Annotated in this window: 21 protein-coding genes; 5 read left to right on the top strand and 16 right to left on the bottom strand. The window is 71.1% G+C overall.

Going from position 1 to position 26,846, the window contains the following annotated elements; all coding sequences use genetic code 11:
- Positions 1-672 precede the first annotated feature (672 nt).
- A complete protein-coding gene (locus J8M50_RS50440) occupies positions 673-984 on the bottom strand; it encodes a hypothetical protein (protein ID WP_010358619.1) in 312 nt (103 codons plus the stop codon).
- A 120-nt stretch (positions 985-1,104) separates the two neighbouring features.
- On the opposite strand from J8M50_RS50440, the gene J8M50_RS35135 reads away from it, so the two are divergent.
- A complete protein-coding gene (locus J8M50_RS35135) occupies positions 1,105-3,654 on the top strand; it encodes a MinD/ParA family ATP-binding protein (RefSeq protein ID WP_223786375.1) in 2,550 nt (849 codons plus the stop codon).
- Positions 3,655-3,704: 50 nt separating this feature from the next.
- Here the strand turns inward: J8M50_RS35135 and J8M50_RS35130 are convergent, their stop codons facing one another.
- The 9 genes from J8M50_RS35130 to rimP form a co-directional block, all read right to left on the bottom strand.
- Entirely contained in the window at positions 3,705-4,658 is a 954-nt protein-coding gene (locus tag J8M50_RS35130) for a bifunctional riboflavin kinase/FAD synthetase (RefSeq protein ID WP_010357500.1), read from the bottom strand.
- Positions 4,659-4,777: 119 nt separating this feature from the next.
- On the bottom strand, positions 4,778-9,097 hold the full coding sequence (locus J8M50_RS35125; RefSeq protein ID WP_010357499.1) for a hypothetical protein: 4,320 nt from the start codon (positions 9,095-9,097) through the stop codon (positions 4,778-4,780).
- 255 nt (positions 9,098-9,352) lie between these two features.
- On the bottom strand, positions 9,353-10,258 hold the full coding sequence (gene truB, locus J8M50_RS35120) for a tRNA pseudouridine(55) synthase TruB (RefSeq protein WP_010357498.1): 906 nt from the start codon (positions 10,256-10,258) through the stop codon (positions 9,353-9,355).
- Entirely contained in the window at positions 10,255-10,701 is a 447-nt protein-coding gene (gene rbfA / locus J8M50_RS35115) for a 30S ribosome-binding factor RbfA (RefSeq protein ID WP_010357497.1), read from the bottom strand. Before rbfA ends, truB begins: the two co-directional genes overlap by 4 nt.
- Before the next feature lie 53 nt (positions 10,702-10,754).
- Complete coding sequence (locus tag J8M50_RS35110) at positions 10,755-11,048, bottom strand: DUF503 domain-containing protein (RefSeq protein ID WP_010357496.1); 294 nt, start codon at positions 11,046-11,048, stop codon at positions 10,755-10,757.
- Positions 11,049-11,179: 131 nt separating this feature from the next.
- Positions 11,180-14,353, bottom strand: a complete 3,174-nt coding sequence (gene infB, locus J8M50_RS49830; RefSeq protein ID WP_075825513.1) for a translation initiation factor IF-2 — start codon at positions 14,351-14,353, stop codon at positions 11,180-11,182.
- Positions 14,354-14,500: 147 nt separating this feature from the next.
- Positions 14,501-14,797 (bottom strand): YlxR family protein, encoded by a 297-nt coding sequence (locus tag J8M50_RS35100; RefSeq protein ID WP_075661089.1) that lies wholly within the window; start codon positions 14,795-14,797, stop codon positions 14,501-14,503.
- A 100-nt stretch (positions 14,798-14,897) separates the two neighbouring features.
- Positions 14,898-15,896 (bottom strand): transcription termination factor NusA, encoded by a 999-nt coding sequence (gene nusA, locus J8M50_RS35095; protein ID WP_010358682.1) that lies wholly within the window; start codon positions 15,894-15,896, stop codon positions 14,898-14,900.
- A 2-nt stretch (positions 15,897-15,898) separates the two neighbouring features.
- Positions 15,899-16,423: a ribosome maturation factor RimP gene (rimP, locus tag J8M50_RS35090; RefSeq protein ID WP_010358681.1), complete on the bottom strand. Its 525-nt coding sequence runs from the start codon at positions 16,421-16,423 to the stop codon at positions 15,899-15,901.
- Between the two features lie 217 nt (positions 16,424-16,640).
- Here rimP and J8M50_RS35085 point away from each other — a divergent pair, with 217 nt between their 5' ends.
- Genes J8M50_RS35085 through J8M50_RS35075 form a run of 3 tightly spaced genes read left to right on the top strand, consistent with a single transcriptional unit; the run spans position 16,641 to position 18,511 of the window.
- Positions 16,641-17,066 carry a hypothetical protein gene (locus J8M50_RS35085; RefSeq protein ID WP_010358680.1) on the top strand — a complete coding sequence of 142 codons (426 nt, stop codon included), beginning with the start codon at positions 16,641-16,643 and terminating at the stop codon, positions 17,064-17,066.
- Entirely contained in the window at positions 17,063-17,560 is a 498-nt protein-coding gene (locus J8M50_RS35080) for a ferritin-like domain-containing protein (RefSeq protein ID WP_010358679.1), read from the top strand. Before J8M50_RS35085 ends, J8M50_RS35080 begins: the two co-directional genes overlap by 4 nt.
- Before the next feature lie 54 nt (positions 17,561-17,614).
- Positions 17,615-18,511: an aminoglycoside phosphotransferase family protein gene (locus tag J8M50_RS35075; protein WP_010358678.1), complete on the top strand. Its 897-nt coding sequence runs from the start codon at positions 17,615-17,617 to the stop codon at positions 18,509-18,511.
- Positions 18,512-18,580: 69 nt separating this feature from the next.
- Here J8M50_RS35075 and J8M50_RS35070 read toward each other — a convergent pair whose 3' ends face one another.
- From J8M50_RS35070 to dxr, 6 genes are all read right to left on the bottom strand, one after another.
- Entirely contained in the window at positions 18,581-20,281 is a 1,701-nt protein-coding gene (locus tag J8M50_RS35070; protein ID WP_010358677.1) for a proline--tRNA ligase, read from the bottom strand.
- Positions 20,282-20,323: 42 nt separating this feature from the next.
- Positions 20,324-20,887: a GNAT family N-acetyltransferase gene (locus J8M50_RS35065; protein WP_010358676.1), complete on the bottom strand. Its 564-nt coding sequence runs from the start codon at positions 20,885-20,887 to the stop codon at positions 20,324-20,326.
- Between the two features lie 88 nt (positions 20,888-20,975).
- A complete protein-coding gene (locus J8M50_RS35060) occupies positions 20,976-21,824 on the bottom strand; it encodes a GNAT family N-acetyltransferase (RefSeq protein WP_010358675.1) in 849 nt (282 codons plus the stop codon).
- Positions 21,825-22,311: 487 nt separating this feature from the next.
- Positions 22,312-23,469, bottom strand: coding sequence for a flavodoxin-dependent (E)-4-hydroxy-3-methylbut-2-enyl-diphosphate synthase (gene ispG, locus J8M50_RS35055; protein WP_010358674.1), 1,158 nt, complete (start codon positions 23,467-23,469; stop codon positions 22,312-22,314).
- 170 nt (positions 23,470-23,639) lie between these two features.
- On the bottom strand, positions 23,640-24,944 hold the full coding sequence (locus J8M50_RS35050; RefSeq protein WP_010358673.1) for a M50 family metallopeptidase: 1,305 nt from the start codon (positions 24,942-24,944) through the stop codon (positions 23,640-23,642).
- Positions 24,941-26,203, bottom strand: coding sequence for a 1-deoxy-D-xylulose-5-phosphate reductoisomerase (gene dxr / locus J8M50_RS35045; protein WP_010358671.1), 1,263 nt, complete (start codon positions 26,201-26,203; stop codon positions 24,941-24,943). The genes J8M50_RS35050 and dxr overlap by 4 nt, the downstream gene beginning before the upstream one ends.
- 162 nt (positions 26,204-26,365) lie before the next feature.
- Between dxr and J8M50_RS35040 the strand changes: the two genes are divergently transcribed.
- On the top strand, positions 26,366-26,818 hold the full coding sequence (locus J8M50_RS35040; protein WP_010358670.1) for a lamin tail domain-containing protein: 453 nt from the start codon (positions 26,366-26,368) through the stop codon (positions 26,816-26,818).
- Positions 26,819-26,846: the final 28 nt, after the last annotated feature.

The following is a 26,846-nucleotide window of genomic DNA, read 5'->3' as shown; positions in this document are numbered from 1 at the left end:
GCGGGGGTTCCTGGCGTGCCGCCGGCTCCTCCGATGGGGGCTGCGGTGTCGGGTGTGCCTGAGGTTCCGGGGCCGAGGGTTCCTGGTGTGCCGGGTGAGGGTGCGTACGGGGTTCCTGGTGGGCCTGGGTTTGCGGGTTCGGGGGTGCCTGGTGTTCAGGGGGGTGTCGGTGTGAATCCCGGGCCTGTTGCTCCTGGGGTGCCTGGTGGTGGTGGGTTCGAGCTTCAGCCTCCGGTGGGGGGTGGGAGTGGGGACTTGGACAGTCCTGCGACCATGCGGATCTCTTCGGCTGCGGTGAAGAGGGAGATTGCTGAGCGGGGTGAGGTGGTCGAGGGTGAGGGTGTTGCGCAGGCTGGGTACGCCGCTGGGGTGAACGAGGTTGGTGTGCCGGTGGGCGGTGGTGGTCAGGGGGCCGGTGTCGGAGGGGGCGGTTTCGAGTCCTCCGCTGGTGAAGGGGCTTCCGGCGTTGGGGGGCAGAGCATTCAGGGCCACAGTGGGGGGCTTGATACCGAGGCTGGGGGTGTTGGTTCCGAGGTCGCGGCAGATGGTGCGGGGCGAGGTGCCGGGACCGGTGTTGAGGGTGGGGCCGGGGAGGGTGTTGCCGGGGGCGGGGACTCTGGGTTCGGCGGTGCTGAGGCTGGGGCTCCGGGTGTTGTGACCGGGGCCGGTGTTTCAGGTGCCGAGGGCGGTGCCGATGCGGGGGTTTCCGGTGCCGAAGCCGGGACTGGGGCTGGCGTCTTGGGTGCCGAGGGCGTTGTGCCCGGGGCCGGGGACGTTGTGCCTGGTGGCGAAGGCGGTGCCGTCAGGGCCGAAGCTGGGGTCTCCGGTGCTGTATCCGGGACCGGGGCTGGCGTCTTGGGTACCGGGGGCGTTGCGCCCGGGGCCGAAGGTAGTGCCGCCGGAGGCGTCGTGCCTGGTGCCGAAGGTGGTGCCGCCGGGGCCGAAGCCAGTGCCTATGCCTCCGGTGCCGAAGTCGGTACCCATCTCTCCAGTGCTGCACCCGGCATCGGTGCGCCAAGTGCCGCGCCCGGCTCCGACATCCCCGGTGCCACACCCGGCGACGGTGCGCCAAGCGCCGCCCCCGACGCCAGTGTCCCCGGTGCGGTGTCGAGCGCCGGTGACCCGAGTGCCGTACCTGGCGCCGACTCCCCCGCTGATCAGACCGGCGCCCAAGCCAGCGCCCCGAATACTCAGTCTTCCGGCAACGAACCTCAGTCTCAGGACCCCGGTTCCGCTCCCGACCCGGAGACCCCCTCGCAGGGTGCCGACTCCACCGACCCCCGCGCCGACGCCGCCAACCCCGGTGACGCCGCTGCAAGCACCGGCTCGGAAGACCCCGGTGCCGTCGACACGGACGTACCCGAGACCGCCCCGGAGCCCACCGGTTCCGGCACCCCGGCTCACGAGGCCGCTCCGGAACCCCAGGACGGTTCCTGGCCGCTTCCGGCTCCCCAGCAGCCGCCCGTACCGCCCCTCCCCCCGCTCCCGCCGTCGTACGAGCCCGCCGCCCCGGCCCCGGCCGCCCAGTGGCCCGCCCAGCCGCAGCCTCCCGCCGACGCGCAGGCCGCAGCCGTACAGCCGCCGCAGGCTCCCCAGGGCACACCCCCGGGCTGGCCTCCGTCCCAGCCGGGCTACGGCTTCCCGCAGCCCCCCGCGAACCAGGCCACCCCTCCGGCGGGCCACGGCGTCCCCCAGCCCCCGAACACCCAGCCCGGCTACGGCTTCCCGCAACCCCCTGCCGCTCCGGCAGCCTCTGCGAACCCGCAGCAGCCGACGCCCCCCGCCCAGCACGGCACGCCTCCGGCCCCGCCTGCGGGCTACGGCGTCCCGCAACCGGGCGCCCCCACGAGCGCGGCCCCGACGCCCCCGGCCCCGCCCGCCGGCTATGGCTTCCCGCACCCCAACCCCACCCACCAGGACACACCCCCCGCCCCGCCTGCGGGCTACGGCTTCCCGCACCCCGGCACCCCCGGAAGCGCAACCCCGACACCCCCGCCCGCCGGCTACGGGTTCCCCCAGCCGAACACCCCCGCGAGCACGGCCCCAACACCTCCCACCCCGCCTACCGGTCACGGCGTCCCACAACCGGACGCCCCCACGAGCGCGCCCCCGCCCGCCGGTTACGGCTTCCCGCACCCCGGCACCCCCGGAAGCGCAACCCCGACACCCCCGCCCGCCGGCTACGGGTTCCCCCAGCCGAACACCCCCGCGAACGCAGCCCCGACGCCTACCGGTCCCGGCTTCCCGCACCCCAACCCCGCCCAGCAGGGCACACCCCCCGCGCCTCCCGCCCCGCCTGCGGGCTACGGCTTCCCGCACCCCGGCACCCCCGAGAGCGCAGCCCCGACACCCCCGCCCGCCGGCTACGGGTTCCCCCACCCCGGCACTCCCCCACAGCCCCTCCCCCCGGCCCAGCCGAACAGCCCCACCCCACCCCCCGGCTACGGCTTCCCGCAGACGGACCCCATCGGCCACCCCCCGATGGACCCCGCGAACCCTCAGATGCCCCCCATCGACCCCCGTACCGGCATGGCCTGGCCCCAACCCGTGCAGCACGATCACCGGCCGCCGATGAATCCCGGTGCCGCGCCGCTCGGGTACACCGCCGCCGTCGAGCTGTCCTCCGACCGGCTGCTCAACAACAAGAAGCAGAAGGCCAAGAGCAGCAGGCCCGGTGCGGGTGGGTCGCGGTTCAAGCTGGGCGGGAAGAAGGAAGAGGCCGAGCGGCAGCGGAAGCTGGAGCTGATCCGTACGCCCGTGCTGTCGTGTTACCGGATCGCCGTGATCAGCCTCAAGGGCGGCGTCGGCAAGACGACCACGACGACCGCGCTGGGCGCGACCCTCGCCACCGAGCGGCAGGACAAGATCCTCGCGATCGACGCGAACCCGGACGCCGGCACCCTGGGCCGCAGGGTCCGGCGGGAGACCGGGGCGACGATCCGGGACCTCGTGCAGGCGATCCCGTACCTCAACTCGTACATGGACATCCGCCGGTTCACCTCCCAGGCCCCCTCCGGCCTGGAGATCATCGCGAACGACGTCGACCCGGCCGTCTCGACGACGTTCAACGACGAGGACTACCGCCGGGCCATCGACGTGCTGGGCAACCAGTACCCGATCATCCTCACGGACTCCGGCACGGGCCTGCTGTACAGCGCGATGCGCGGCGTCCTGGACCTCGCCGATCAGCTGATCATCATCTCGACGCCGTCGGTGGACGGCGCGTCCAGCGCGAGCACCACGCTGGACTGGCTCTCCGCGCACGGGTACGCCGACCTCGTCTCCCGCTCCCTCACGGTCATCTCCGGCGTCCGCGAGACCGGCAAGATGATCAAGGTGGAGGACATCGTCAGCCACTTCGAGACGCGGTGCCGGGGCGTCGTGGTGGTCCCGTTCGACGAGCACCTCTCGGCCGGCGCGGAGGTCGACCTCGACATGATGCGCCCGAAGGTCCGCGAGGCGTACTTCCACCTGGCGTCCCTGGTCGCGGAGGACTTCGTACGCCACCAGCAGTCGCACGGCCTGTGGACGAGCGACGGCAACCCCCCACCGGTGGTGGCACCCCCGATGCCGGGCCAGCAGATGCCGGGCCAGCCGTACCCCGGCCAGCCTTATCCCCCGCAGCAGGGTTACCCCTACCCGCCCCAGCAATAGAAGAAGGGCGGCCGGTGTCGAAAACACCGGCCGCCCTCACCTTCGTACGACTACTTCTCCTCCGCCGCGGCGATCAGCTCGCGGCACCTCTTCACATCCAGCGCCATCTGCTCCAACAACGCCTCCAGCGAGTCGAACTTCGCCTGCCCCCGCACGTACGCGAGGAAGTCGACGGCGACATGCAACCCGTACAGATCCAGCCCCACCCGGTCGATCGCGTACGCCTCGACCGTCCGCGTCGTCCCGTCGAACTGCGGGTTGGTCCCCACGGAGATCGCCGCCGGCATGGCCTCACCCTCGACGTGCAGCCACCCCGCGTACACCCCGTCCGCCGGGACGGCCGTGTGCGGCAGCGTCTCCACGTTCGCCGTCGGGAACCCCAACTCCCGCCCCCGCTGGGCCCCGTGGACCACGATGCCCTCGACCCGGTGAGGCCGCCCCAGGATCTCGTTGGCCCCCTCGATGTCCCCCTCGGCGACGAGCCGCCGCGTCAGCGTGGACGAGAACGGCTGGCCGCCCCCCGCCTCCCCGGCGACGTACAGATCGACGATCTCGACCTCGAAGTCGTACACGGCACCCTGCTCGACGAGAAACTCCACGTTCCCCGCGGCCTTGTGCCCGAACCGGAAGTTGGGCCCCTCGACGACGGCGCGGGCGTGCAGCTTGTCGACAAGGACCTTGACGACGAACTCGGCCGGCGAGAGCTTCGAGAACTCCGTGGTGAACGGCAGCACCAGCACCGCGTCGACCCCGAGCGAGGCCATCAGGTCGGCGCGCCGGTGATGGGGCGCGAGCAGCGGCGGATGGCTCCCCGGCCGCACGACCTCACTGGGATGCGGATCGAACGTGACGACCACGGCCGGCACGCCCAGCTCCCGCGCCCGCTCCACCGCGTGCCGGACGATCAGCTGGTGGCCCCGGTGGACTCCGTCGTAGGAACCGATGGTGACGACGCTTCGCCCCCAGTCCTGGGGGATGTCCTCCAAGCCACGCCAGCGCTGCACTGTGACCGCTCCTCGAACCCGTGTCCGTACCGACTCTTACGACTTGCGCAGGTCTAAGGGTGCCACGTCCGGCGCCGCCCGCTCTCATCGGCATCGGCGCTGTGACCGGGCGCACGTGATCACGCCGGGATACCGGCCCCCGCGAGGTTCTCGATCATGCGGCGCGCGCCGGGTCCGACGACCGTCGCCCACTCCTGCGGGGCCTCGCCGATCCACCCGGCGACCCGCGCGGCGAAGCCGGGCACGTGCCGGCCGAGATCGACCAGACCGCGGTCGAAACGGGTCGCGCCGTCGGGGGTGCGGACGAGGAGGCGGCCCGCGCGGTGGACGAGGTCGCGGGAGCGGTGGTGGGCGGCGGCGTGCAGGAACGACGTGAGGACGGCCGGGTCCTGCTCGTGGGTGAGGAGGAACTCGCGCAGTTCCGTCCGCAGGGGTGCGTCGTCCGGCGTCGCGAGGACGCCGGCGAGCGCGGACCTCACCTCCTGCGAGGACGCCGTCAGCAGCGCGGTGACCAAAGGGTGGAGTACGGGTCTGGCGGGCGGGCCCTGTTTCAGGCGGTCGTCCACGTACGCGGCGACCGCACGCGCCGTCTCCGGTCTGCGCTCCACCGTCTCCCGCACCATGATCGCGATGCGTCGGGCGAGGGGCTGCGTGGTGACCTCGGCCAGCGCGCGCAACGTGGTCGTCGGGTCCGTGTCGGGGCGGGCCAGGCGGGTGCGGAAGGCTTTCAGGACCGGTTCCGTGTTCGTCTTCAGCGCCGGGAGCAGGGCTGTGGGCGGGAGTTGGGGGTCGGCCGCCGTGAAGTGGGCCAAGGTTTGCGGGAGATGGGCCGTACGGATTCTCGGGTCCTGGACGAGGAGGCCCAACGCGCCGCCCTGGAGCGGGACTTCGGTCAGGAGTTCCTCCGCCGCGTACCTCAGGAGGTCGCGGTCCGCGTCCGTCGTGACGTGCGGGGCCGCTCGTAGGCCGTACGAGACCGCCGCGACCCTGCGGGACGGGCGGGTGTCCCTCGCCCATCTGTCCACCGCCCTGCACACGGCCGAGGGTTCGTCCTCCGCGAGTGCGCCGAGGAGTTCGTCCGCCCTGCGGTGGCCGCAGCCGACGAGGACCTCGGTGAGGTCGTCCAGTGCTCTGTGGCGGTACGCGTACAGCAGGGCCTGGGCCGCCGCCGCGACGGTCGCCTGCGGCGCGCCCGGGAGGGGGCGGTCGTCCTCGAACCACAGGGTGAGGTGGGGTTGTACGGTCCCCGCGTCCGCCGCCAGCAGGCTCGCAACCGCGTCCAGGTAGCGGGGAGTTGAGGCCGCCCCCGGGGGTGGGTCCGCTCGCAGGAGGTGGCGCAGGAGGGTGAACAGCGGGGCCGGGGGGAGGTTCAACGCCGTCCAGAACTCCGGGAGGAACGTCCTGGGGGTGTCCTGTACGGCCGTCCTTGCGACCACGTGGTCCGCCAGCGCGTGCAGGACGTCCAGGTACGGGGTCGCGTCCGGGACTCTGCGGAGGGTCTCCGTGAGGAGGCGGGCGGGCCACCAGGCGTCCGGGGTCTCGTCCAGGGCCTGCGTCAACTTCCGTAGGTGTGCTGTCAGTTCGGCCGGGCCCTGTTGCCTTGCCACTAGCAGGAGGGACTGTACGACCGGGCCGATACGGTGGTGCGGGACCGGGACCATGTGTGTGTCGCGCGGGGTGTGGGCCAGTGATCTCAGCGCCTCCTCCAGGTCCAGGTGCATTCCCTGGATCCAGTCCGCGAGTTCCTCGTGTGCGAAGCGGTAGCCCGTGCCGGCCGGGACGATCAGGCCCTCCGCCAGGACGGCCGAGGCCCAGCCGGTCACTCCGCCCAGCCTTTGCGGTGCGTGTCCCCAGGGGAACACGTCCTCGAACGCGCTTCTGTCCAGCTCGCCCTGGCCCGGGCCGAGGCTTCTTCTCGCGGCTTCGTGTACTTGGCCGGAGACCTTTGCGGCCAGCCGCTTCACGGGGGTGCCTCTGAGGTTGTTGGCTGCGGCCAGGCGTACGGCGATCCGTAGGCACATGAGGTCCAGGTGTGCGGCGAAGATGTCCTCCCTCTCCGCGTTGGTCGGGGGTGGGACGTCCGGGAGGGCGGTGCGGATCTCTGAGAGGAGGTGGATGGTGAGGGGGTGGTGTACGGCGTTGGGGGCGAGGGCGAAGGCGGGCACTCGGTAACGGGCGCGGGCGACTTCGGCTTCCCTCGGCGTGAACTCCCCCAACTCGATGCAGTCCGGCAGGATTCCCTCGCCCCCGCCGCCCCTACCCTTCCCATCCCTGGGGGCTGCGCCCCCAGCCCCCCGCTCCGGCCCTGAAGGGGCCTTGTCCTCAAACGCCGGACGGGCTGGTAGGTGGGGGGTGAGGTGAGAGGTGAGGTGCGGGTTGGGGGTGGGGAGGGAAAGGTTGGGGGGTGGGGCGGCGAGGAGTGCGGGAGTAGCAGAGGTGATCGGGGCGGTGGGCTGTGTGGGGGTGGCTGCGCGGTCGTCAGGTGCCGGGTGGGGTGTGGGGGTGACTGTCTCGGATGCCGGGTACGGTCGCTTCGGCTCGACCGGGGTCGGTTCCTCGTTGGATCGGCCCTCGGGGTGTGGGCTCGTTCCCGAGTGGGGGGAAGCTGCCGTCAGGTCCCCGGGTTCCGAGCCGTCTCCCAGGTTCGCCGCGTCGGCCTCGTGCACCGTCGGTTCCGTGGTTCTTCTCGTGCCGTGCAGCATTTCCTTCGGGAAGCCCCTGCCCGCTGCCTCCCAGTACTCCGCCCGGCAGGCCACCACCAGGCGGGCTCCGGTTTCGCGGAGCCAGGTCACCGTGCCCTCTGTCCAGGCCGCTAGGCGGTGTGCCAGGACGGGAGGCATTTCCTCGGGGCCGTCCAGGAGGAGGAAGAGGGGGCGGCCGGCGGTGAGGGCTGTGTGGGAGAGGTCCGCCGGGGTGACCGTCTCCGGGTCGGGGGGTGATGTCGGGGCCTGCGAGGTGGTGACGATCCGCGCGGCCCTGCGCAACGCACGCCCCGCCGCGTCCGCGAGGGACTCGTCCTCGTCCCTCAGGTCCGCTCCCCGCAGCCACAGGGTCGGCGCAGGTTCGGCCGCCCGGTACCGCCGCGCCGCCAACGCCGCGAGTTCCGTCGTACGCCCACTCCCGGGCGGCCCGACCAACGCGAGCACGGAAGCGGACCCGGCACTGAACGCGGCGAACTCCCGCACGGTGAGCCCACGTTCGACAGGCAGCACGACACCACTCCCCGCCCCCTCTCGCCCGACACCCCGAGCACCCCCCTCATTCCCGAACCAACTCCCCGCCGCGCCCCCACCAACACACCCACGCCGAGCACCCTTTACGGAATCACCCTCACCAACGCCCCAGGCAGGCCCAGCCGCCTGGCTCTCGCCAACACCCGCAGCCCAGACGGACCCAGGCACCTCGTCCTCGTCAACCCCCGTAGCCCAAGCGGCCCCAGCCGCCTCGCCCCCGCCCGAACCGCTTACGAACTCTTCGGCCTCTCCCCCACCAACACACCCACGCCCAGTACCCCTTGCCGAATCACCCTCCTCAACCCCCACGGCCCAAGCGGCCCCAGCCTCCTCGCCCCCACCAACACCCGCAGCCCAGACGGACTCAGCCCCCTCACCCCTACCAACACCCCCGCCCCACACGCCCCCTTCAGCCTCGCCCCCGCCAACCCCCGCCCCCCGCAAAGGTTCCCCACCCTCCCCCGGCCACCCCCCGACATACCCCGCCAACGCCCCCGGCGGACCATCCGACCCCACCGACGTCGCCGTCAGCTCCAGCACCCCCGCCAAGTTGAGGTCCACCCCGTACGCCGGGACAGTCGCGGCGTTCCGCAGCAGAAGTTCCGTCAGGGCAGCGCTCTTTGTGGCCGCCCCCCGAAGGGGGATCGCGAACCCCACGTCCCTGTGGTCGGATTGGAGTGCCGTGCCGAGGATCGCGACGACCGTTCCCGTGGCCGCGTCCAGGACCGGGCCTCCCGCAGCGCCGCCGCCGAGGCGGAGGGCGTCGCGGCCTGTGGTGCCGATCGCCAGTTCCAGGGTGTGGGGCAGGAGGTGGAAGCGGTCGGTGGCCGTGTACGTCGCGGGGGTGGCGGAGAGGACGCGGGCTTCTCGCCAACAGCCCGCCGCCAGGCGGACGTACGTACCCGTCGGCACCTCCCGACGGACCGTGACCGGCAACGGGTCCGTCGCCAGACCCTCCGTGTGGACCAGGGCCAGGTCCAGCTCCGGGAGCGCGGTCACCGCGTCGGACGTGACGATGCAGGTGCGGTCGCCGGCGCCGTACAGGACGATCCGGGGGAGCCCGTCGACGGCCTCGTGCGCGGTGATCAGCGTGCCCTGGTGGTCCGCGAGGAAGCCGACCCCTCGGGGGCGTCCGGCGAGGTCCCGGATGCGGACGACGACGTCCGGGAGGGTGAGATCCGTACCGTCCCCGGAGGGAACCCCCATCCGCCTGACCTCCCCGCCGCGCGCCTGCCCTTCCTCGACGGTAGGGCGGCGTTGATCGGCGGGACAGATCGCGAGGCGAACGCGCCCCCTCACACTCCCCCGGTTCACTCCGAGCGCCCGCCCGGACGGGTGAACGGACACGCCCGGATGGACAACCCTAGGAGACGGGGGAACCGAGGGGGCTCGTGGAGCGGCGAAGGCACACCCCGTGCGCGCCGCTCCACGGGAAACACGGGAAACAGCGAGGAAGCCCCGTCAGCCGAAGACCGCCAGGCTCTTCGCCTTCCCCTTCTCCGACTCCACCAGCGCGAGGAACTGCCCCTCAGGGTCGAACACCGCCACCGCCCCGGCGCCCGCGTACTCGTCGGGCATGTCCAGCCGAACCCCGTTCAGCAGGAGCCGCGCACGCTTCGCGTCGACGTCCCAGCGGCGGAACGCGGCGACGGCCGCGTCCGCGACCGGCATGACCGTCAGCTCCTCCTGGAGCTGGTCCAGGGTGCGGGCGGAGTCCAGCTTGTACGGGCCGACCCGGGTCCGGCGCAGCGCCGTGAGGTGGCCGCCGACACCGAGGTCGGTGCCGAGGTCACGGGCGAGGGCGCGGATGTACGTACCGGAGGAGCAGACGACGGAGACGACGAGGTCGAGGACGGGCGTGCCGTCCTCGGCGACGGCCGCGCGGACGTCGTACACCTGGAAGGAGGAGATCTTCACCGGCCGCGCGGGGATCTCGAAGTCCTCCCCGTCGCGGGCCCGCTTGTACGAGCGGACGCCGTCGATCTTGATGGCGCTGACCTTGGAGGGCACCTGCATGATGTCGCCGGTGAGCTTGGCGACACCCGCGTCGACCTGTTCGCGCGTCACCGCGGACGCGTCGGCGGACGCGGTGATCTCGCCCTCCGCGTCGTCCGTGACCGTGGTCTGGCCGAGCCGGACCGTGCCGAGGTACTCCTTCTCGGTCAGCGCGAGGTGTCCGAGGAGCTTCGTGGCGCGCTCGACGCCGAGGACGAGGACACCCGTGGCCATCGGATCGAGCGTGCCGGCGTGGCCGACGCGGCGGGTGCGGGCGATGCCGCGCATCTTGGCGACCACGTCGTGGGACGTGAAGCCCGACGGCTTGTCGACGATGACGAGGCCGTCGGGCGGGGTGGGCTTGCTGGTCATTCGGCGCTGTCGTCCGTCTCGTCGCCGGGCTTCTTGTACGGGTCGGCGCCGCCCGCGTAGTCCGCGCCGGCCGAGGCCTCGCGGACCTTCTCGTCGGACTGGCGCGCCTTGTCGAGGAGGTCCTCGATGGTGCGGGCGTTGTCGGGGAGGGCGTCCGCGACGAAGGTCAGGGTCGGCGTGAACTTCACGCCGGCCGCGCGGCCCACCTCGGAGCGCAGGATGCCCTTGGCGCTCTCCAGGCCGGCCGCGGCCTCGGCCCGCTCCTCGTCACCGCCGTACACCGTGTAGAAGACGGTCGCCTCCCGCAGGTCGCCGGTGACCCGGGCGTCCGTGATGGTGACGTGCGTACCGAGCCTGGGGTCCTTGACCCCCCGCTGGAGCTTCTTGGCCACCACTTCTCGGATGAGGTCCGCCAGCCTCTTGGCGCGCGCGTTGTCGGCCACTGGTCCGTCTCCTTCGTCCTGCTCACTTGCCGCTTGCTGCTTGTGCTGCTTTTTCAGTCTTCGTCGCCGTGGAGCCTGCGTCGAACCGAGAGCAGCTCCACCTCCGGCCGCGCGGCGACGAGGCGCTCGCAGCGGTCGAGTACATCGCTCAGGTGTTCCGTGTCACCCGAGACCACCGCGAGCCCGATCTCGGCCCTGCGGTGAAGATCTTGATTGCCCGTCTCGGCCACGCTCACCGCGTACTTGCGCTGGAGCTCGGCCACGATCGGACGAACGACGGAACGCTTCTCCTTCAGCGAGTGGACATCGCCGAGGAGGAGGTCGAAGGACAGGGTCCCCACGTACATGTGTGTTCCGGATGTCCCGCCGGCACGGGGTACGGGCGCCACGCTCGGGCACCGATACGGGAACCGTACACGCAACGGCCGGGGCCGATCGACGGAAATTCTTCCGTCGATCGGCCCCGATCGCTCGCAGATCAGGCGCGAGGCTTCTCGCGCATCTCGTACGTCGCGATGACGTCGTCGATCTTGATGTCGTTGAAGTTGCCGAGGTTGATACCGCCCTCGAACCCTTCGCGAATCTCGGTGACGTCGTCCTTGAAGCGCCGCAGACCCTCGATGTTGAGGTTCTCCGCGATGACCTTGCCGTCGCGCAGAAGGCGGGCCTTCGTGTTGCGCTTGACCTCGCCCGAGCGGACGAGGACACCGGCGAGGTTGCCCAGCTTGGACGAGCGGAAGACCTCGCGGATCTCCGCCGTACCGAGCTCGACCTCTTCGTACTCCGGCTTCAGCATGCCCTTCAGGGCCGCCTCGATCTCCTCGATCGCCTGGTAGATGACCGAGTAGTACCGGACGTCGACACCCTCGCGCTCGGCCATCTGCGCCGCGCGGCCTGCCGCACGGACGTTGAAGCCGATGACGATGGCGTCCGAGCCCATGGCCAGGTCGATGTCGGACTCCGTGACCGCACCGACGCCGCGGTGCAGGACCCGGATGTCGACCTCTTCGCCGACGTCGAGCTGGAGCAGGGAGGACTCCAGGGCCTCGACGGAACCAGAAGCGTCACCCTTGATGATGAGGTTGAGCTGCTGGATCTCGCCGGCCTTGAGCACCTTGTCCAGGTCTTCGAGGGAGACCCGGCGGACACGCTTGGCGAACGCCGCGTTGCGCTCACGAGCCGCGCGCTTCTCGGCGATCTGACGGGCGGTGCGGTCCTCGTCGACGACGAGGAAGTTGTCGCCCGCGCCCGGGACGTTGGTCAGGCCGAGGACCTGGACCGGCGTCGACGGACCCGCTTCGGTGACGTTGTTGCCGTTGTCGTCGAGCATCGCCCGGACCCGGCCGTACGCGTCGCCGACGACCATCGTGTCGCCGACCCGCAGCGTGCCTCGCTGGACGAGGACCGTGGAGACGGCACCGCGACCGCGGTCGAGGCGGGACTCGATGGAAATACCCTGCGCGTCCTGGTTCGGGTTGGCCCGCAGGTCGAGCGAGGCGTCGGCGGTGAGGACGACGGCCTCCAGCAGGGAGTCGATGTGCAGACCCTGCTTGGCGGAGATGTCGACGAACATGGTGTCGCCGCCGTACTCCTCGGCCACCAGACCGTATTCGGTGAGCTGACCGCGCACCTTGGTCGGGTCGGCGCCCTCGACGTCGATCTTGTTGACCGCGACGACGATCGGGACGTCGGCCGCCTTGGCGTGGTTGAGCGCCTCGACCGTCTGCGGCATGACGCCGTCGTTGGCCGCGACGACCAGGATCGCGATGTCCGTCGACCGGGCACCACGGGCACGCATGGCGGTGAACGCCTCGTGACCCGGGGTGTCGATGAAGGTGATCGCGCGGTCCTCGCCGTTGACCTCGGTCGCGACCTGGTAGGCACCGATGTGCTGGGTGATGCCGCCGGCCTCGCCCGCGATGACGTTCGTCTTGCGGATCGCGTCGAGAAGACGCGTCTTGCCGTGGTCGACGTGACCCATGACGGTGACGACCGGCGGGCGGACGACCAGGTCGTCCTCGTCGCCCTCGTCCTCGCCGAACTCGATGTCGAAGGAACCGAGAAGCTCGCGGTCCTCCTCCTCCGGGCTGACGACCTGGACGCGGTAGTTCATCTCGCCGGCCAGCAGCTCCAGCGTCTCGTCGGAGACGGACTGGGTGGCGGTGACCATCTCGCCGAGGTTCATCATGACCGCGACGAGGGACGCCGGGTTGGCGTTGATCTTCTCCGCGAAGTCGGTGAGCGACGCGCCGCGGGAGAGACGGATCGTCTCGCCGTTGCCGCGCGGCAGCATCACGCCGCCGACGCTCGGGGCCTGCATGGCCTCGTACTCCTGGCGCCGCTGCCGCTTCGACTTACGGCCACGACGCGCGGGACCGCCGGGACGGCCGAAGGCGCCCTGCGTGCCACCACGGCCACCGGGACCGCCGGGACGGCCACCGAAGCCGGGACGGCCACCGCCGCCACCGGGACCACCGGGGCCACCGCCGAAGCCGCCGCCACCGGGACGCGCGCCGAAGCCGCCGCCACCACCGGGACGACCGGCACCGCCGCCGCCACCGCCGGGACGGGCGAAGCCGCCACCGCCGCCGGGACGACCGGCACCACCGGCGCCGCCGGGACGGCCGGGACCGCCACCGGGACCACGGCCACCGGGGCCGCCGCCGGGACGCGGGCCCGCAGCCGGACGCTGCGGCATCATGCCGGGGTTGGGACGCGGACCACCGGGACGCGGGCCACCGGCACCGGGACCCTGCGGACGCGGCATACCGCCGGGCGACGGACGGGGACCGCCGGGACCGGCGCCCTGCGGACGGGGGCCTCCCTGCTGGCCGCCGGGGCCCTGCGGACGGGGACCGGCGCCGGGAGCTCCACCGGGACCGGGACGCGGACCGGCGCCCTGCGGACGCTGGCCCTGCGGACGCGGGGCGCCCATACCGGCGTTGCCACCGGACGTGAACGGGTTGTTGCCCGGACGGGGACCGGCCGGACGGCCACCGGGACGCTGACCGGGAGCGCCACCGGGGCGCGGACCGCGGTCACCGGCGGGACGCTGACCGCGCTCGCCACGGTCACCACGGTCGCCGCCACGCTCGCCCTGACCCTGCGGGGTCGGACGGGAAGCGGGCTTGGGAGCCGGACCCGGACGCGGGCCGGCGGAACGGGGAGCCTGCGCGGCAGGCGGCTGCGCGGCGGGAGCCGGAGCCGACGGCGGGGCCGTGAACTCCGGTACGGAGGGAGCCGGACGCGGCGCGGGCTTGGGACCCGGACGCGGACCGGCGGAGGGCGCCTGGGCCGCGGGGGCCGGCGCCGAGGGTGCCTGTGCGGCGGGTGCCTGCGCGGCGGGCGCGGGGGTCACCGGCGCGGCCGGTGCCTCGGGTGCCTGCGCCACGACGGGCTTGGGGGCCGCCGGCTTCGGCGGACCCGGGCGTGCCGACGCCGCCGGAGAGGGCGCGCCGGGCTTGGGGGCCGCCTTGCGCGGGGCGGGCTTGCCGCCACCCTGCAGGGCGTCCGTCAGCTTGCGGACAACGGGCGCTTCGATGGTCGAAGACGCCGAACGGACGAATTCACCGAGTTCCTGGAGCTTGGCCATGACGACCTTGCTCTCCACCCCGAACTCCTTGGCGAGTTCGTATACCCGGACCTTAGCCACTTCGCTCCTTTGAGGTCCGGGTTCAGTCCGGACCGTCGCTACTTCATGGGCGTACTCATCGCGTGCTCATCGAGTGCTCATCGCAATCTCGACCTACTTCCAACTCGCGGTGTACCTGGCCACGCGGATGGTCCGCGCGCCACTTCCTTACGGTGTCGCCTCATCGACGACGATCGCCTGCTCGACGTACTGGCGCAACGCCTTTGTGTCGAGCGCTCCCGGGGCTCGCAAGGCCCGTGTGAACGCCCGTCGGCGTACCGCCTGGTCGAGACAGACGGGGACGGGGTGCAGATACGCACCCCGGCCGGGCAGCGTACCGCGAGGGTCGGGGACGCATTCGCCCCCGTCCGCCACGATGCGCAGCAGGTGTGTCTTGGCCGATCGCTCCCGGCACCCCACACAGGTGCGTTCAGGGCATGATCGGGCGTGCGTCCGGCCAGACACCGTTAAGTCTACCTCCCCGCGGCGGTCTCACCCTTTTGGGTCAGGGGTCGAACACGTGCCGCGATATAACTGACGTGATCCAGCCGTTGACCGGCGTGATCTATTCCCCGGCCTCGGGCTCCTGCTGCTCGGTGTCCGGCCGGATGTCGATGCGCCAGCCGGTCAGCCGGGCGGCGAGGCGGGCGTTCTGGCCCTCCTTGCCGATCGCGAGCGACAGCTGGTAGTCCGGCACGGTCACCCGCGCGGAGCGGGCGCCGAGGTCGACGACCTCCACCTTGGACACCCGTGCGGGTGACAGGGCGTTGGCGACCATCTCGGCCGGGTCGTCCGACCAGTCGACGATGTCGATCTTCTCGCCGTTCAGCTCACCCATGACGTTGCGCACCCGGCCGCCCATCGGGCCGATGCAGGCGCCCTTGGCGTTCAGGCCGCTGCGGGTGGAGCGTACGGCGATCTTGGTGCGGTGGCCGGCCTCGCGGGCGATCGCGGCGATCTCGACGGAGCCGTCGGCGATCTCCGGGACCTCCAGGGCGAACAGCTTCTTCACCAGGTTGGGGTGCGTACGGGAGAGGGTGACCGAGGGGCCGCGTACGCCCTTGGCGACCCGGACCACGTACGAGCGCAGGCGCAGACCGTGCGAGTACACCTCGCCGGGGACCTGCTCCTGCACCGGGAGCATGGCCTCCATCTTGCCGATGTCCACCAGCACGTTCTTCGGGTCGCGGCCCTGCTGGACGACACCGGTGACGATGTCGCCCTCGCGGCCGGCGTACTCCCCGAGCGTCGCGTCGTCCTCCGCGTCCCGCAGGCGCTGGAGGATCACCTGCTTCGCGGTGGAGGCGGCGATCCGGCCGAAGTCCGACGGGGTGTCGTCGAACTCGCGCGGCTCCTGACCCTCCTCCAGGTCGTCCGGGTCCTCCTTCGCCCACACGGTCACATGCCCGGTCTCCCGGTCGAGCTTCACGCGCGCGCGGCGGCGGCTTCCCTCGGTGCGGTGGTAGGCGATGAGGAGGGCCGACTCGATCGCCTCGACCAGCAGGTCGAAGGAGATCTCCTTCTCCCGTACCAGACCCCGCAGGGCACTCATGTCGATGTCCACGGCTACGCCTCCTCTTCCTCTACGTCGTCTTCTACGTCGTCTACGGCTTTGTCTTTACGGTTGAACTCGACCTGGACGCGGGCCTTGTCGATCTCGGTGAAGGCGAGCCTGCGGGCGGTGGCCTTGCGGCCCTTCACGCCGGGCACCTCCAGATCGAGGCCCTCCTCGTCCACGGTGAGGATGCGGGCGGTGACCTCGCCGCCCTCGGTGAGCTGGAAGCGGACCAGGCGCTCCAGCGCGCGCACGTAGTGCCGGTGCTCCTTCAGCAGGCGCTCCGCGCCGGGGGTGCCGACCTCCAGGTCGTACGCCGCGTCGCCCATCGCGTTCGTCTCGTCGAGCTTCGCCGAGATCGCGCGGCTGATGTCGGCGACGGCGTCCAGATCGGCGCCGGAGTCCGAGTCCACGACCACCCTCAGCACTCTCTTGCGGCCCACGGTCTCCACCGCGATCTCTTCGAGGTCGAGCCCCTGCGCGGCGACGAGCGGCTCCAGGAGCTCTCGCAGCCCCTCGCTCTGGGTGGTGCTCATCCGGGTGACTCCTCGGCCGCGTGTGCTGTTGTGGGATGGTCGCGTGTCTGGTCAAAGGGTATCCGGTCGCGGAGGGTGTTGCCGTCCACGCGTGCCTGCGCGGGTACCGTGATCACCTGCTGTCTTCTCTCCCTTTCCCTGCCGTACGAGTCTGCCGAGGACGTCTGACGTGTCGTACTCCCCGTCGCGCCGAAGAACCCTACTTGCCACCGCGGCCGTGTTCAGCGCCGCCGGCTGCTCCTCCTCCGGGCCCTCCGCCGAGGAGACCGCCTCCGGGGCGCCCTCCGTGTCCCAGCGGGTCCGGGCTCGGGCCGTGCAGGACAGTCAGGGGCTCGTGAAGCAGTACGACGCGGTGCTCGCGGCGCGGCCCGCGCTCACGGGGTTGCTTGCGCCGTTGCGGGGGGAGGTCGTGCGGCATGTGGGGGCGTTCGGGGGGACGGTGTCCCCCGCCCCTGTTCCTTCTGCTGCCGCTCCCCTGGACGACAAGTCCGCCCTCACTCAACTCGCCTCCGCCGAGCGAACGTTGGCCGATCGGCGGGCGGGTGAGCTGCTGACCGTGCCCGGGGAGCTGGCGCGGCTGCTCGCGTCCGTGGCCGCCGCCGGGGCCGTGCACGCGTACGTACTGGCGGAGGGGGCCCGATGAGCGCCGAACTGGACGCCTTCCAGGCCGCGTTGGCCGCCGAGCACGCGGCTGTGTACGGGTACGGGGTGGTCGGGGGCCAGATCGGAGAGGCTCGGCGGGGTGAGGCTCGCGTCGCGTGGGACGCGCACCGGGCCCGGCGTGACGCGCTCGCGCGGGCCGTACGGGACCTCGGCGCCGAGCCGGTCGCCGCGAACGCCGGGTACGCGTTGCCGTTCCCCGTCGACGGGACCTCCAGCGCCGTGCGGCTCGCCGCGCAGTTGGAGGAGCGGATCGCCGGGGTGTACTCCGACCTCGTGCGGGCCACGTCCGGTGCGCGGCGGGGGGATGCGGCGGGGGCGTTGCGGGAGGCGTCGGTGCGGGCGGTGCGGTGGGGCGGTGGGAGCGTAGCCTTCCCTGGGCTCGCGGAGCGGGGTGGGGCGGGGGCGGGGGCTTCTGCGGAACCTGGTGCTTCGGCGGATTCCGGTGCTTCTGCGGGGGTGACGCCCTCGGGGTGAGTCCGGGTCTCGGTCCGTCGGGAATGTCAGCAGTCAGAAGGGAACACCTCACGCATGCCGCACATCGAGCCGCCTCAGCGGTTGGTCCGGGCGCTCTCCGAGAGCGTGCCGGGCGCTGCCGCTTGGCTGGAGGGGTTGCCCTCCCTCGTCGAGCGGGCCGTTTCCGCGTGCGGGGTGAGTGTCGAGCGGGTGCAGGTGCCCGGGGGGCGGAGCAGCATCGTCGTCCTCGTGCGGCTCGCCGATGGCGGTCCCGCTGTGCTGAAGGTCGCTCCCGAACGGTTCCGGCCCGCTGCGGAGTTGGCGGCGCTGGAGCATTGGGGTGGGCTCGGGGCCGTACAGGTGCTGGGCGGTGGGGACGGGGTGCTGCTGCTGGAGCGGCTGCGGACCGACGTCTCCGTGCGGACCCTGCCGGAGGCGAAGGCGACGCTCGAAGCGGCGGGGGCTCTTCGGCGGTTGTGGGTCGAGCCGCCGGAGGGGTTCGCCTTCGAGACGGTCGCCGAGCGGACGGGGCGGCAGGCCGAGGCGATGCGGTTCGCCGGGCGGGGGGACGCGGTCGTGGGGTCCCTGGTGGATGCGGCGCTCGGCGTGCGGGAGGAGCTGGTGGGGTCGGAGTCCGAGGTGCGGTTGCTGCACGGGACGTTCCGGCAGAGCAAGGTCCTCGCGGGTGAGCGGTCGCCCTGGCTGGCGGTGGGGCCCGATCCGGTGGTGGGTGAGTGCGCGTTCGATCTGGCGCGGTTGGTGCGGGACCGGGTGGAGGATCTGGTGGGGTCGCCTTCGGGAGCCGCGGTTGCCCGGCGGCGGGTGAAGAAGCTGGCGGAGGCGCTGGAGGTGGATCAGGAGAGGCTGCGGGGGTGGGTGTTGTTCCGGGCGGTGGAGTCGGGGGTTCGGGCGATGCGGGTGGGGCGGACGGCAGATGCGGAGCTGCTGCTGGAATTCGCCGGGTGGCTCTGACCGTCCGCCTCCGTGGTGTTGTCACGCACCACGGAGGCGAGCGGTCCAAGAGAACTTCCTGAGCTTCCTTCAGCCGGCCAGGCGGGCGATCGCCTCGTCCACCGTCAGCTCCTCGCGCTCACCCGTCCTGCGGTCCTTCAGCTCCAGGACGCCCTCGGCGGCGCGGCGGCCCGCGACCAGGATCTTCGGGACACCCATCAGCTCCGAGTCGGTGAACTTGACGCCCGGCGAGACGCCCGGGCGGTCGTCGACGAGGACGCGGAGACCGGCGTCGCGGAGCTTCTCGGAGACTTCCAGGGCCAGTTCGGTCTGGAGGGCCTTGCCGGCGGCGACCACGTGGACGTCGGCCGGGGCGACCTCGGCGGGCCAGCACAGGCCCTTGTCGTCGGCGGTCTGCTCCGCGAGCGCGGCGACGGCGCGGGAGACGCCGATGCCGTACGAGCCCATGGTGACGCGGACCGGCTTGCCCTGCTGGCCGAGGACGTCGAGCTTGAGGGCGTCGGCGTACTTGCGGCCGAGCTGGAAGATGTGGCCGATCTCGATGGCGCGGTCCAGCTTGAGGCCGGTGCCGCAGGCGGGGCAGGGGTCGCCCTCCTGGACGACCACGACGTCGACGTACGCGTCGACCTCGAAGTCACGGCCCGCGACGACGTTCTTCGCGTGCGTCTGGTCCTTGTTGGCGCCGGTGATCCAGGCGGTGCCGGGGGCGACGCGCGGGTCGGCGATGTACGTGAGCTTCTCCTGGCGGCCCTGCGGACCGACGTACCCGCGCACGAGGTCGGGGCGGCCGGTGAAGTCCTCGGCGGTGACCAACTCGACGGTGGCGGGCGCGAAGTGGGCCTCGACCTTGCCGAGGTCGACCTCGCGGTCACCGGGGACGCCGACGGCGACGATCTCGCCGTCCACCTTGACCAGCAGGTTCTTCAGGGTCGCGGAGGCGGGGACGCCGAGGGCGGCGGCCAGGGTCTCGATCGTCGGGGTGTCGGGGGTGGGGATCTCCTCCAGCGCGGGGGCGGTGGCCTCCTGCGGGACGAGGGCGAAGTTCACCGCCTCCGTGTTCGCCGCGAAGTCGCAGTTCGGGCAGTCGGCGAAGGTGTCCTCGCCGGCCTCGGCGGGGGCGAGGAACTCCTCCGACTTCGAGCCGCCCATCGCGCCGGCGGTGGCCGCGCAGATGCGGTAGTCGAGGCCGAGCCGCGCGAACACCTTCTGGTAGGCGGCGCGGTGCAGGGCGTACGAGTGCGCCAGGCCCTCGTCCTCCGTATCGAACGAGTACGAGTCCTTCATCAGGAACTCGCGCCCGCGCAGGATGCCGGCCCGGGGGCGGGCCTCGTCACGGTACTTGTGCTGGATCTGGTAGAGGATGACGGGCAGGTCCTTGTACGACGACGCCTGGTCCTTCACCAGCAGGGTGAAGATCTCCTCGTGGGTCGGGCCGAGGAGGTAGTCGCCGCCCTTGCGGTCCTGGAGGCGGAACAGCTCCGCCCCGTACTCGTTCCAACGGCCCGTCGCCTCGTAGGGTTCCCGGGGCAGCAGCGCCGGCAGCAGGACTTCCTGCGCGCCGATCGCGTCCATCTCCTCGCGGACGATGCGCTCGACGTTCGACAGGACCTTCTTGCCGAGCGGCAGCCAGGACCAGATGCCGGCGGCCGTACGCCGTACGTAGCCCGCGCGGACCAGGAGCTTGTGGCTGAGGACCTCGGCGTCGGCCGGGTCGTCGCGCAGTGTTTTCGCCATCAGCTGGGACATGCGCTGGACCGGTGCGTTCGCCATGGTGTCTCGTACTCCTGCCGGATAAAGGTGATGGCTAGGAGATTAGCCGTCGGCCCTGGCCTGCCGGAAATCCGTCCGCCGCAGAAGGGGCAGGGGGGCGCCCATCACCGCGTACGGGCGCGGGGCGCTCGGGAAGAGGACCCTGCGGGCCAGGTCCTGGTAGCCGAGCGAGCGGTACAGGGCCCTCGCGGGGCTGTCCGTGTCGATCGCCGAGAGGATCGAGCGGGGGTGCGGCACGTCGTCGGTGATCGCCGTGATCAGGGCCCGGCCCGCGCCCCGGTTCTGGTACGCCGGGTGCACGTGCAGTTCCGTGATGACGAACGAGTCGTCCAGCCAGTGCGTGTTGCCGAGCGCCCTCAGGTACGGCTCGACGATGGTGGACCACCAGTGCGCGCGGTCGTTCGGCATGCCGTACACGAATCCCGCGAGGCGGCCTTCGGACGTGGTGACGCCGAGGGCGCGGGCGCCGGGGTTCGTCATGTGGCGCAGGACGATCTGCCGTCTGACCGCCACTTCGTCGGGGGCCAGGCCGAATGCGATCGCCTGGACCGACAGTGCCTCGTCCACGCGGGCGGAGAGGTCCAGGGGGCCGATCACCAGGTCCATGCGGGGAGCCTACAGGGGGGTTCCTGGTGGGGGTGGGGTGCGGGTTCTCCGTACGGGATCTCTTCGTACGGGGTTGTCTCGCGGGGTTTCAGAACAGCACGCTCATGAACGCGCCGACCTCCTGGAAGCCGACCCTTCGGTACGTCCTTCTCGCGGGCGTGTTGAAGTCGTTCACGTACAGGCTCACCACCGGGGCCACGTCCGCGAGGGCGTAGCGCAGGACCGCGGCCATGCCGGGGGCGGCGATGCCGAGGCCCCGGTACTCGGGGGCCACCCAGACGCCCTGGATCTGGCACGCCTCCCTCGTCGCGGCGCCGATCTCCGCCTTGAACATGACCCGGCCCCTGTCGTCGAGCCTCGCGAAGGAGCGGCCCGCGCCGACGAGTTCGGCCACCCTCGCCTGGTAGAGGAGGCCGCCGTCGCCCGCCAGCGGGGAGACGCCGACCTCCTCCGTGAACATCGCCACGCAGGCCGGCAGGATCGTTTCCATCTCGTCCTTGCGGATGCGGCGGACGTACGGGTCGGGGGTGATGTCCGTCGGCATGCGGTCCGTGACCATCAGGGGCTGCTGGGGTCTGACGTCCCTCGCCGGGCCCCAGTGAGGTTCCAGCAGTCGCCACAGGGCCGCGGTGGGCTCCGCCGGTCCGACGATCGACGAGCAGCGCCGGCCCCCTCTTCTCGCCCGGTCCGCGAAGGCCCGTACGGCCCTTGGGGTGGCGCAGATCGGTACGAGGTTCGCGCCCGCGTAGCACAGGGACGTCAGCATGCCCGCCTCGTACCAGCCCCACATCTCGCCGCCCAGCCGCCAGGGGTCGAGCCCGGCGACCTGCACCCTCGACGTCACGAACGCGTTCGCGACCGGCTCCTTGCCGAGGATGGCGAGGGCCGCGTTCAGGTCGCTCGGTTCGAGGACCCGGGAGGTGGTGTGGGTCAGCACGGGGTGGGGCCTCACGGTGGGGTTCTTGATTTCCCGCACTGTACCTGCGGAAGCTGCCCCGCGCCTCTCCCTGCCGGGGGCTGGGCCGATCCCTGTTGTCGCCGGGTTCGTGAATGCCGCCGGGGTCGGCCGCGCCGCTTTGTCCTCAAACGCCGGACGGGCTTGGGGGGGTGCCGCTGTGGGTCGGCTGGCGAGTGCGGGTCGTGGGGGGCTGGGCGCGCAGTTCCCCGCGCCCCTGGGGGGTTGCAGGGGGCGGCATTACGTGTGGACGTACTCCGGTGTGAGCCACGAAGGGGTGCTCGACACGGGCACGCCCAACCACAACGAACCCGCACCCTGGAACACACAGCCACCCACTCTTTTCAGGGGCGCGGGGAACTGCGCGACCAGCCACATCGGACCCGCACCCGCCCACCCACCCCATCGGGGTCCAAGGGGCGGAGCCCCTTGAGGATGGGAAGGGTAGGGGCGGCGGGGGCGAAGGAAATTAGCCTGCTACCGAGACCGACGGTTCGCCGGAAGTGATGCCTTCCTCCTGCATCTTCTCCGCCAGCTTCATTGCCTCTTCGATCAGCGTTTCTACGATCTTCGACTCCGGGACCGTCTTGATGACCTCGCCCTTGACGAAGATCTGGCCCTTGCCGTTGCCGGACGCCACGCCCAGGTCCGCTTCTCGGGCTTCGCCGGGGCCGTTCACCACGCAGCCCATGACCGCTACGCGGAGGGGGACGTCCATACCCGTGAGGCCCGCGGTGACTTCCTCGGCCAGCTTGTAGACGTCCACCTGCGCGCGCCCACAGGACGGACAGGACACGATCTCCAGGCCACGCTGCTTGAGGTTGAGGGACTCCAGGATCTGGTTCCCGACCTTGACCTCCTCGACGGGAGGCGCGGAGAGGGAGACGCGGATGGTGTCCCCGATGCCCTCGGAGAGAAGCGCGCCGAAGGCGACGGCAGACTTGATCGTGCCCTGGAACGCCGGCCCCGCCTCGGTGACCCCGAGGTGCAACGGGTACTCGCACTGCGCAGCAAGCTGCCGGTACGCCTCGATCATGACCACGGGATCGTTGTGCTTGACGGAGATCTTGATGTCCCGGAAGTCGTGCTCCTCGAACAGCGACGCCTCCCACAGAGCGGACTCGACGAGCGCCTCGGGCGTGGCCTTGCCGTACTTCTGGAGCAGCCGCCGGTCGAGGGACCCGGCGTTGACGCCGATCCGGATGGGCGTCCCGTGATCGTTCGCGGCCTTGGCGATCTCCCGCACCTTGTCGTCGAACTGCTTGATGTTGCCGGGATTGACGCGCACGGCGGCGCACCCGGCCTCGATCGCGGAGAAGACGTACTTGGGCTGGAAGTGGATATCGGCGATGACGGGAATCTGCGACTTGCGCGCGATGGTGGCGAGCGCGTCCGCATCGTCCTGCGTAGGACAGGCGACCCGCACGATCTGGCACCCGGACGCGGTGAGCTCGGCGATCTGCTGAAGCGTGGCCCCGATGTCGGACGTACGCGTCGTGGTCATCGACTGCACGGACACCGGCGCGTCCCCGCCCACCGCGACCGACCCGACCTGGATCTGCCTGCTCTTGCGCCGCTCGGCGACCTTGGTCGGAACGGACGGCATGCCGAGAGAAATCGCAGTCATCTGCTGTGCAACCCCATGTCGTGGATCAAGACCGGTCCCGAGAGCGCGCGGGCTACCGGGGTCCGAGGTTACGACACCTGACCCCCACCGGGCACATTTTCCTTGTCAAACCCGCTGGACGGACGACGGCCGGACACCTAGGGTGCCCGGCCGTCGTGAACGCTGGGTGGCTACGAGATTTTCACCGGGTTCACCACGTCCGCGATGAGGACGAGGATCGTGAAGCAGATGAACACCCCGGCGACGACGTAGGCGAGCGGCATGAGCTTGGCCACGTCGAAGGGCCCGGGGTCGGGCCTGCGCAGGACGCGCGCGAGGTTGCGCCGCAGCGACTCCCACAGCGCGCCCGCGATGTGCCCGCCGTCGAGCGGCAGCAGCGGGAGCATGTTGAAGAGGAACAGGGAGAGGTTGAACCCGGCGACCAGCATGAGCGCCATGGCGAGCTGCTGGGACGGCGGGATGTCGAGGGTGAAGATCTCCCCGCCGACCCGGGCCGCACCGACGACGCCCATCGGGGAGTCGGCCTCGCGCTTGCCCCCGTCGAACGCGGCGTCCCACAGCGCGGGGATCTTGCCGGGCAGGGCGACGATGGAGTCGACGGCCTCGCCGACGCGGTCGGTCATCCAGGTCACGGAGTCGCCGAAGTCCTGCTGGACGATGCCGCTGGCGGCGCTGAAGCCGAGGAACCCGGCCTTGACGTACTGCCCCTGGACGATCTGGCCGCTGGAGTCCTTCTTGGCGACCTGGTTCTCGGCGATCTTCGCCCGGAGGGTGACCTCCTTGCCGTCGCGCTGGACCACGATCGGGACGGTCTTGTCGGCGCTGGCGCGGATGAGGTCGGAGAGGGAGTCCCACTTCTCGGTCCGTACGCCGTCGAAGGAGACGATCTTGTCGCCGGCCTTGAGTCCGGCGGCGGCGGCCGGTGAGGGGGCGTCGCCGGTCTTGCAGGTGTCGCGGTTCTCGCTCTGGTTGATGACGCACTGGGAGACCGAGCTGACCGTGGTGGTCTGCTGGGAGATCCCGAAGCCCATGAGGACCGTGAGGAAGAGGATCACCGCGAGGATCAGGTTCTGCACGGGCCCGGCGGCCATGATGATGACGCGCTTCCAGGGCTTGCGCGTGTACATCATCCGCGTCTCGTCGCCCGGCTGGATCTCCTCCATGGAGGCGGAGCGCGCGTCCTCGATCATCGTGCGCCACGGGGACGTGGACCGCGTCGAGATCCGGCCGTCCTCGCCCGGCGGGAACATCCCGATCATGCGGATGTAGCCGCCCATGGGGATGGCCTTGACGCCGTACTCGGTCTCGCCCTTCTTGCGGGAGAAGACGGTCGGCCCGAAGCCGACCATGAACTGCGGCACCCGGATGCCGAAGAGCTTGGCGAACGTGAAGTGCCCCAGCTCGTGCCACGCGATCGAGAACAGCAGCCCGAGCACGAAGACGACTATGCCGAGGATCATCATCAGAGCGGTCATGCGCGCGCCTCCGCGGTCGCCGTCAGTTCCCGGGCCCGGGCTCGTGCCCAGGCATCTGCTTCGAGGACGTTCGACACGCTGAGCGAAGTTCCCGACACGCTGTGTTCTTTCATCACGTGTTCTTCGACCACACGCGTGACGGTCTCCATGATCCCGTTGAACGGCAGCGCGCCCCGGCGGAACGCCTCCACGCTCTCCTCGTTGGCGGCATTGAACACCGCCGGAGCCGTTCCCGCGAGCTCGCCGACGTGCCGGGCGAGGTTCACCGAGGGGAACGCCTCGTTGTCCAGGGGGAAGAACTCCCAGGTGGAAGCCTTGCTCCAGTCGAAAGTGGGCGCCGCGTCGGGGACGCGGTGCGGCCAGCCGAGCCCGATGGCGATCGGCCCGCGCATGTCGGGGGGCGTCGCCTGGGCCATCGTCGATCCGTCCGTGAACTCAACCATCGAGTGGACATACGACTGGGGATGCACGACCACCTCAATGCGGTCGAAGGGAATGTCGTAGAGGAGGTGCGCCTCGATGACTTCCAGCCCTTTGTTGACCAGGGTCGCCGAGTTGATCGTGATGACCGGGCCCATCGCCCAGGTGGGGTGCGCGAGCGCCTCCTCGACCGTGACGTCCGCGAGCTGGTCCTTCGTACGGCCCCGGAAGGGACCGCCGGACGCGGTGACGACGAGCTTGCGGACGTCCGCGCGGGTGCCGGAGGCGAGCGCCTGGAAGAGGGCCGCGTGCTCGGAGTCGACGGGGATGATCTGACCGGGTTGCGCCAGCGCCTTCACCAGGGGGCCGCCGACGATCAGCGACTCCTTGTTGGCGAGCGCGAGAGTGCGGCCCGCCTCCAGGGCGGCCAGCGTCGGGGCGAGGCCGATCGCGCCGGTGATGCCGTTCAGGACGGTGTGGCAGTCGGAGGCGGCGACCTGCGTGGCCGCGTCCGGCCCCGCGAGGATCTCCGGGAGCGGCTCGCCCGCGCCGTACTCGGCCGCGAGGGCCTCGCGCAGCGCCGGTACGGCGTCCTCGCGGGCGACCGCGACTGTCCTCACCCGCAGCCGGTGCGCCTGCTCGGCGAGCAGGGCGACGCGGGCGCCGTGCGCGGACAGGGCGGTGACCCTGAAGCGGTCGGGGTTGCGCAGGACGAGGTCGATGGCCTGCGTGCCGATCGAGCCGGTGGAGCCGAGGATCACCACCTCCTTGGGGGCGTCGCCCGCGACGGGGGCGAAGACCAGGTGGGGGTCGGCGAGAGGGGCTGGACTGTCGGTCATTCCCCCATTGTCGCCGCATGGGCTGTGAGGGTGGACAGCGTGTCGCCAAGGGGTGGGCCGGGGTTGGCGCGAGAGGTGGTTCATATAACCGTTTATGAGTTTCTGGTGAAGATCCCGTGATAGGACTGATCCCGCATACGACATCCAGGGGGGATCTCTCACATGCGCGTCACCCGACTCTGTGCTGCCCTCGGCGGCACGGCCATGCTCTTCGGCACGGCCCTCTCCACCCCGGCCCACTCCGCCACCGGCGGCGTCGAGCTGTACCACATCTGGTTCGACAGCCCGGGCAAGGACACCCGCTCCACCGCGAGCCTCAACGCGGAATGGGTCCAGCTCAAGAACACCAGCAAGAAGCCGGTGAACATCAAGGGCTGGATCCTGAAGGACGCTTCGAACCACAAGTACGTCTTCAAGAACATCTCCATAGCAGCCGGCAAGACGGTAAAGATCCACACCGGCACGGGCAAGGACACGACGGCCGACAAATTCCAGAACCGCAAGGCATACGTCTGGAACAACGACGGCGACACGGCAACCTTGACCCGCGCGACGGGGTCGAAGGTGGACACGTGCACGTGGACGAAGAAGACGAAGGACCACAAGTGGTGCTGAGGTATCAGAAGTGGTGCTGAGGTTTTAA

Source organism: Streptomyces acidiscabies (genome assembly GCF_020010905.1).
Lineage (GTDB): Bacteria > Actinomycetota > Actinomycetes > Streptomycetales > Streptomycetaceae > Streptomyces > Streptomyces acidiscabies.
Note: the sequence above shows the minus strand (reverse complement) of the source record. Positions and strands in the feature narration are given on the sequence as shown.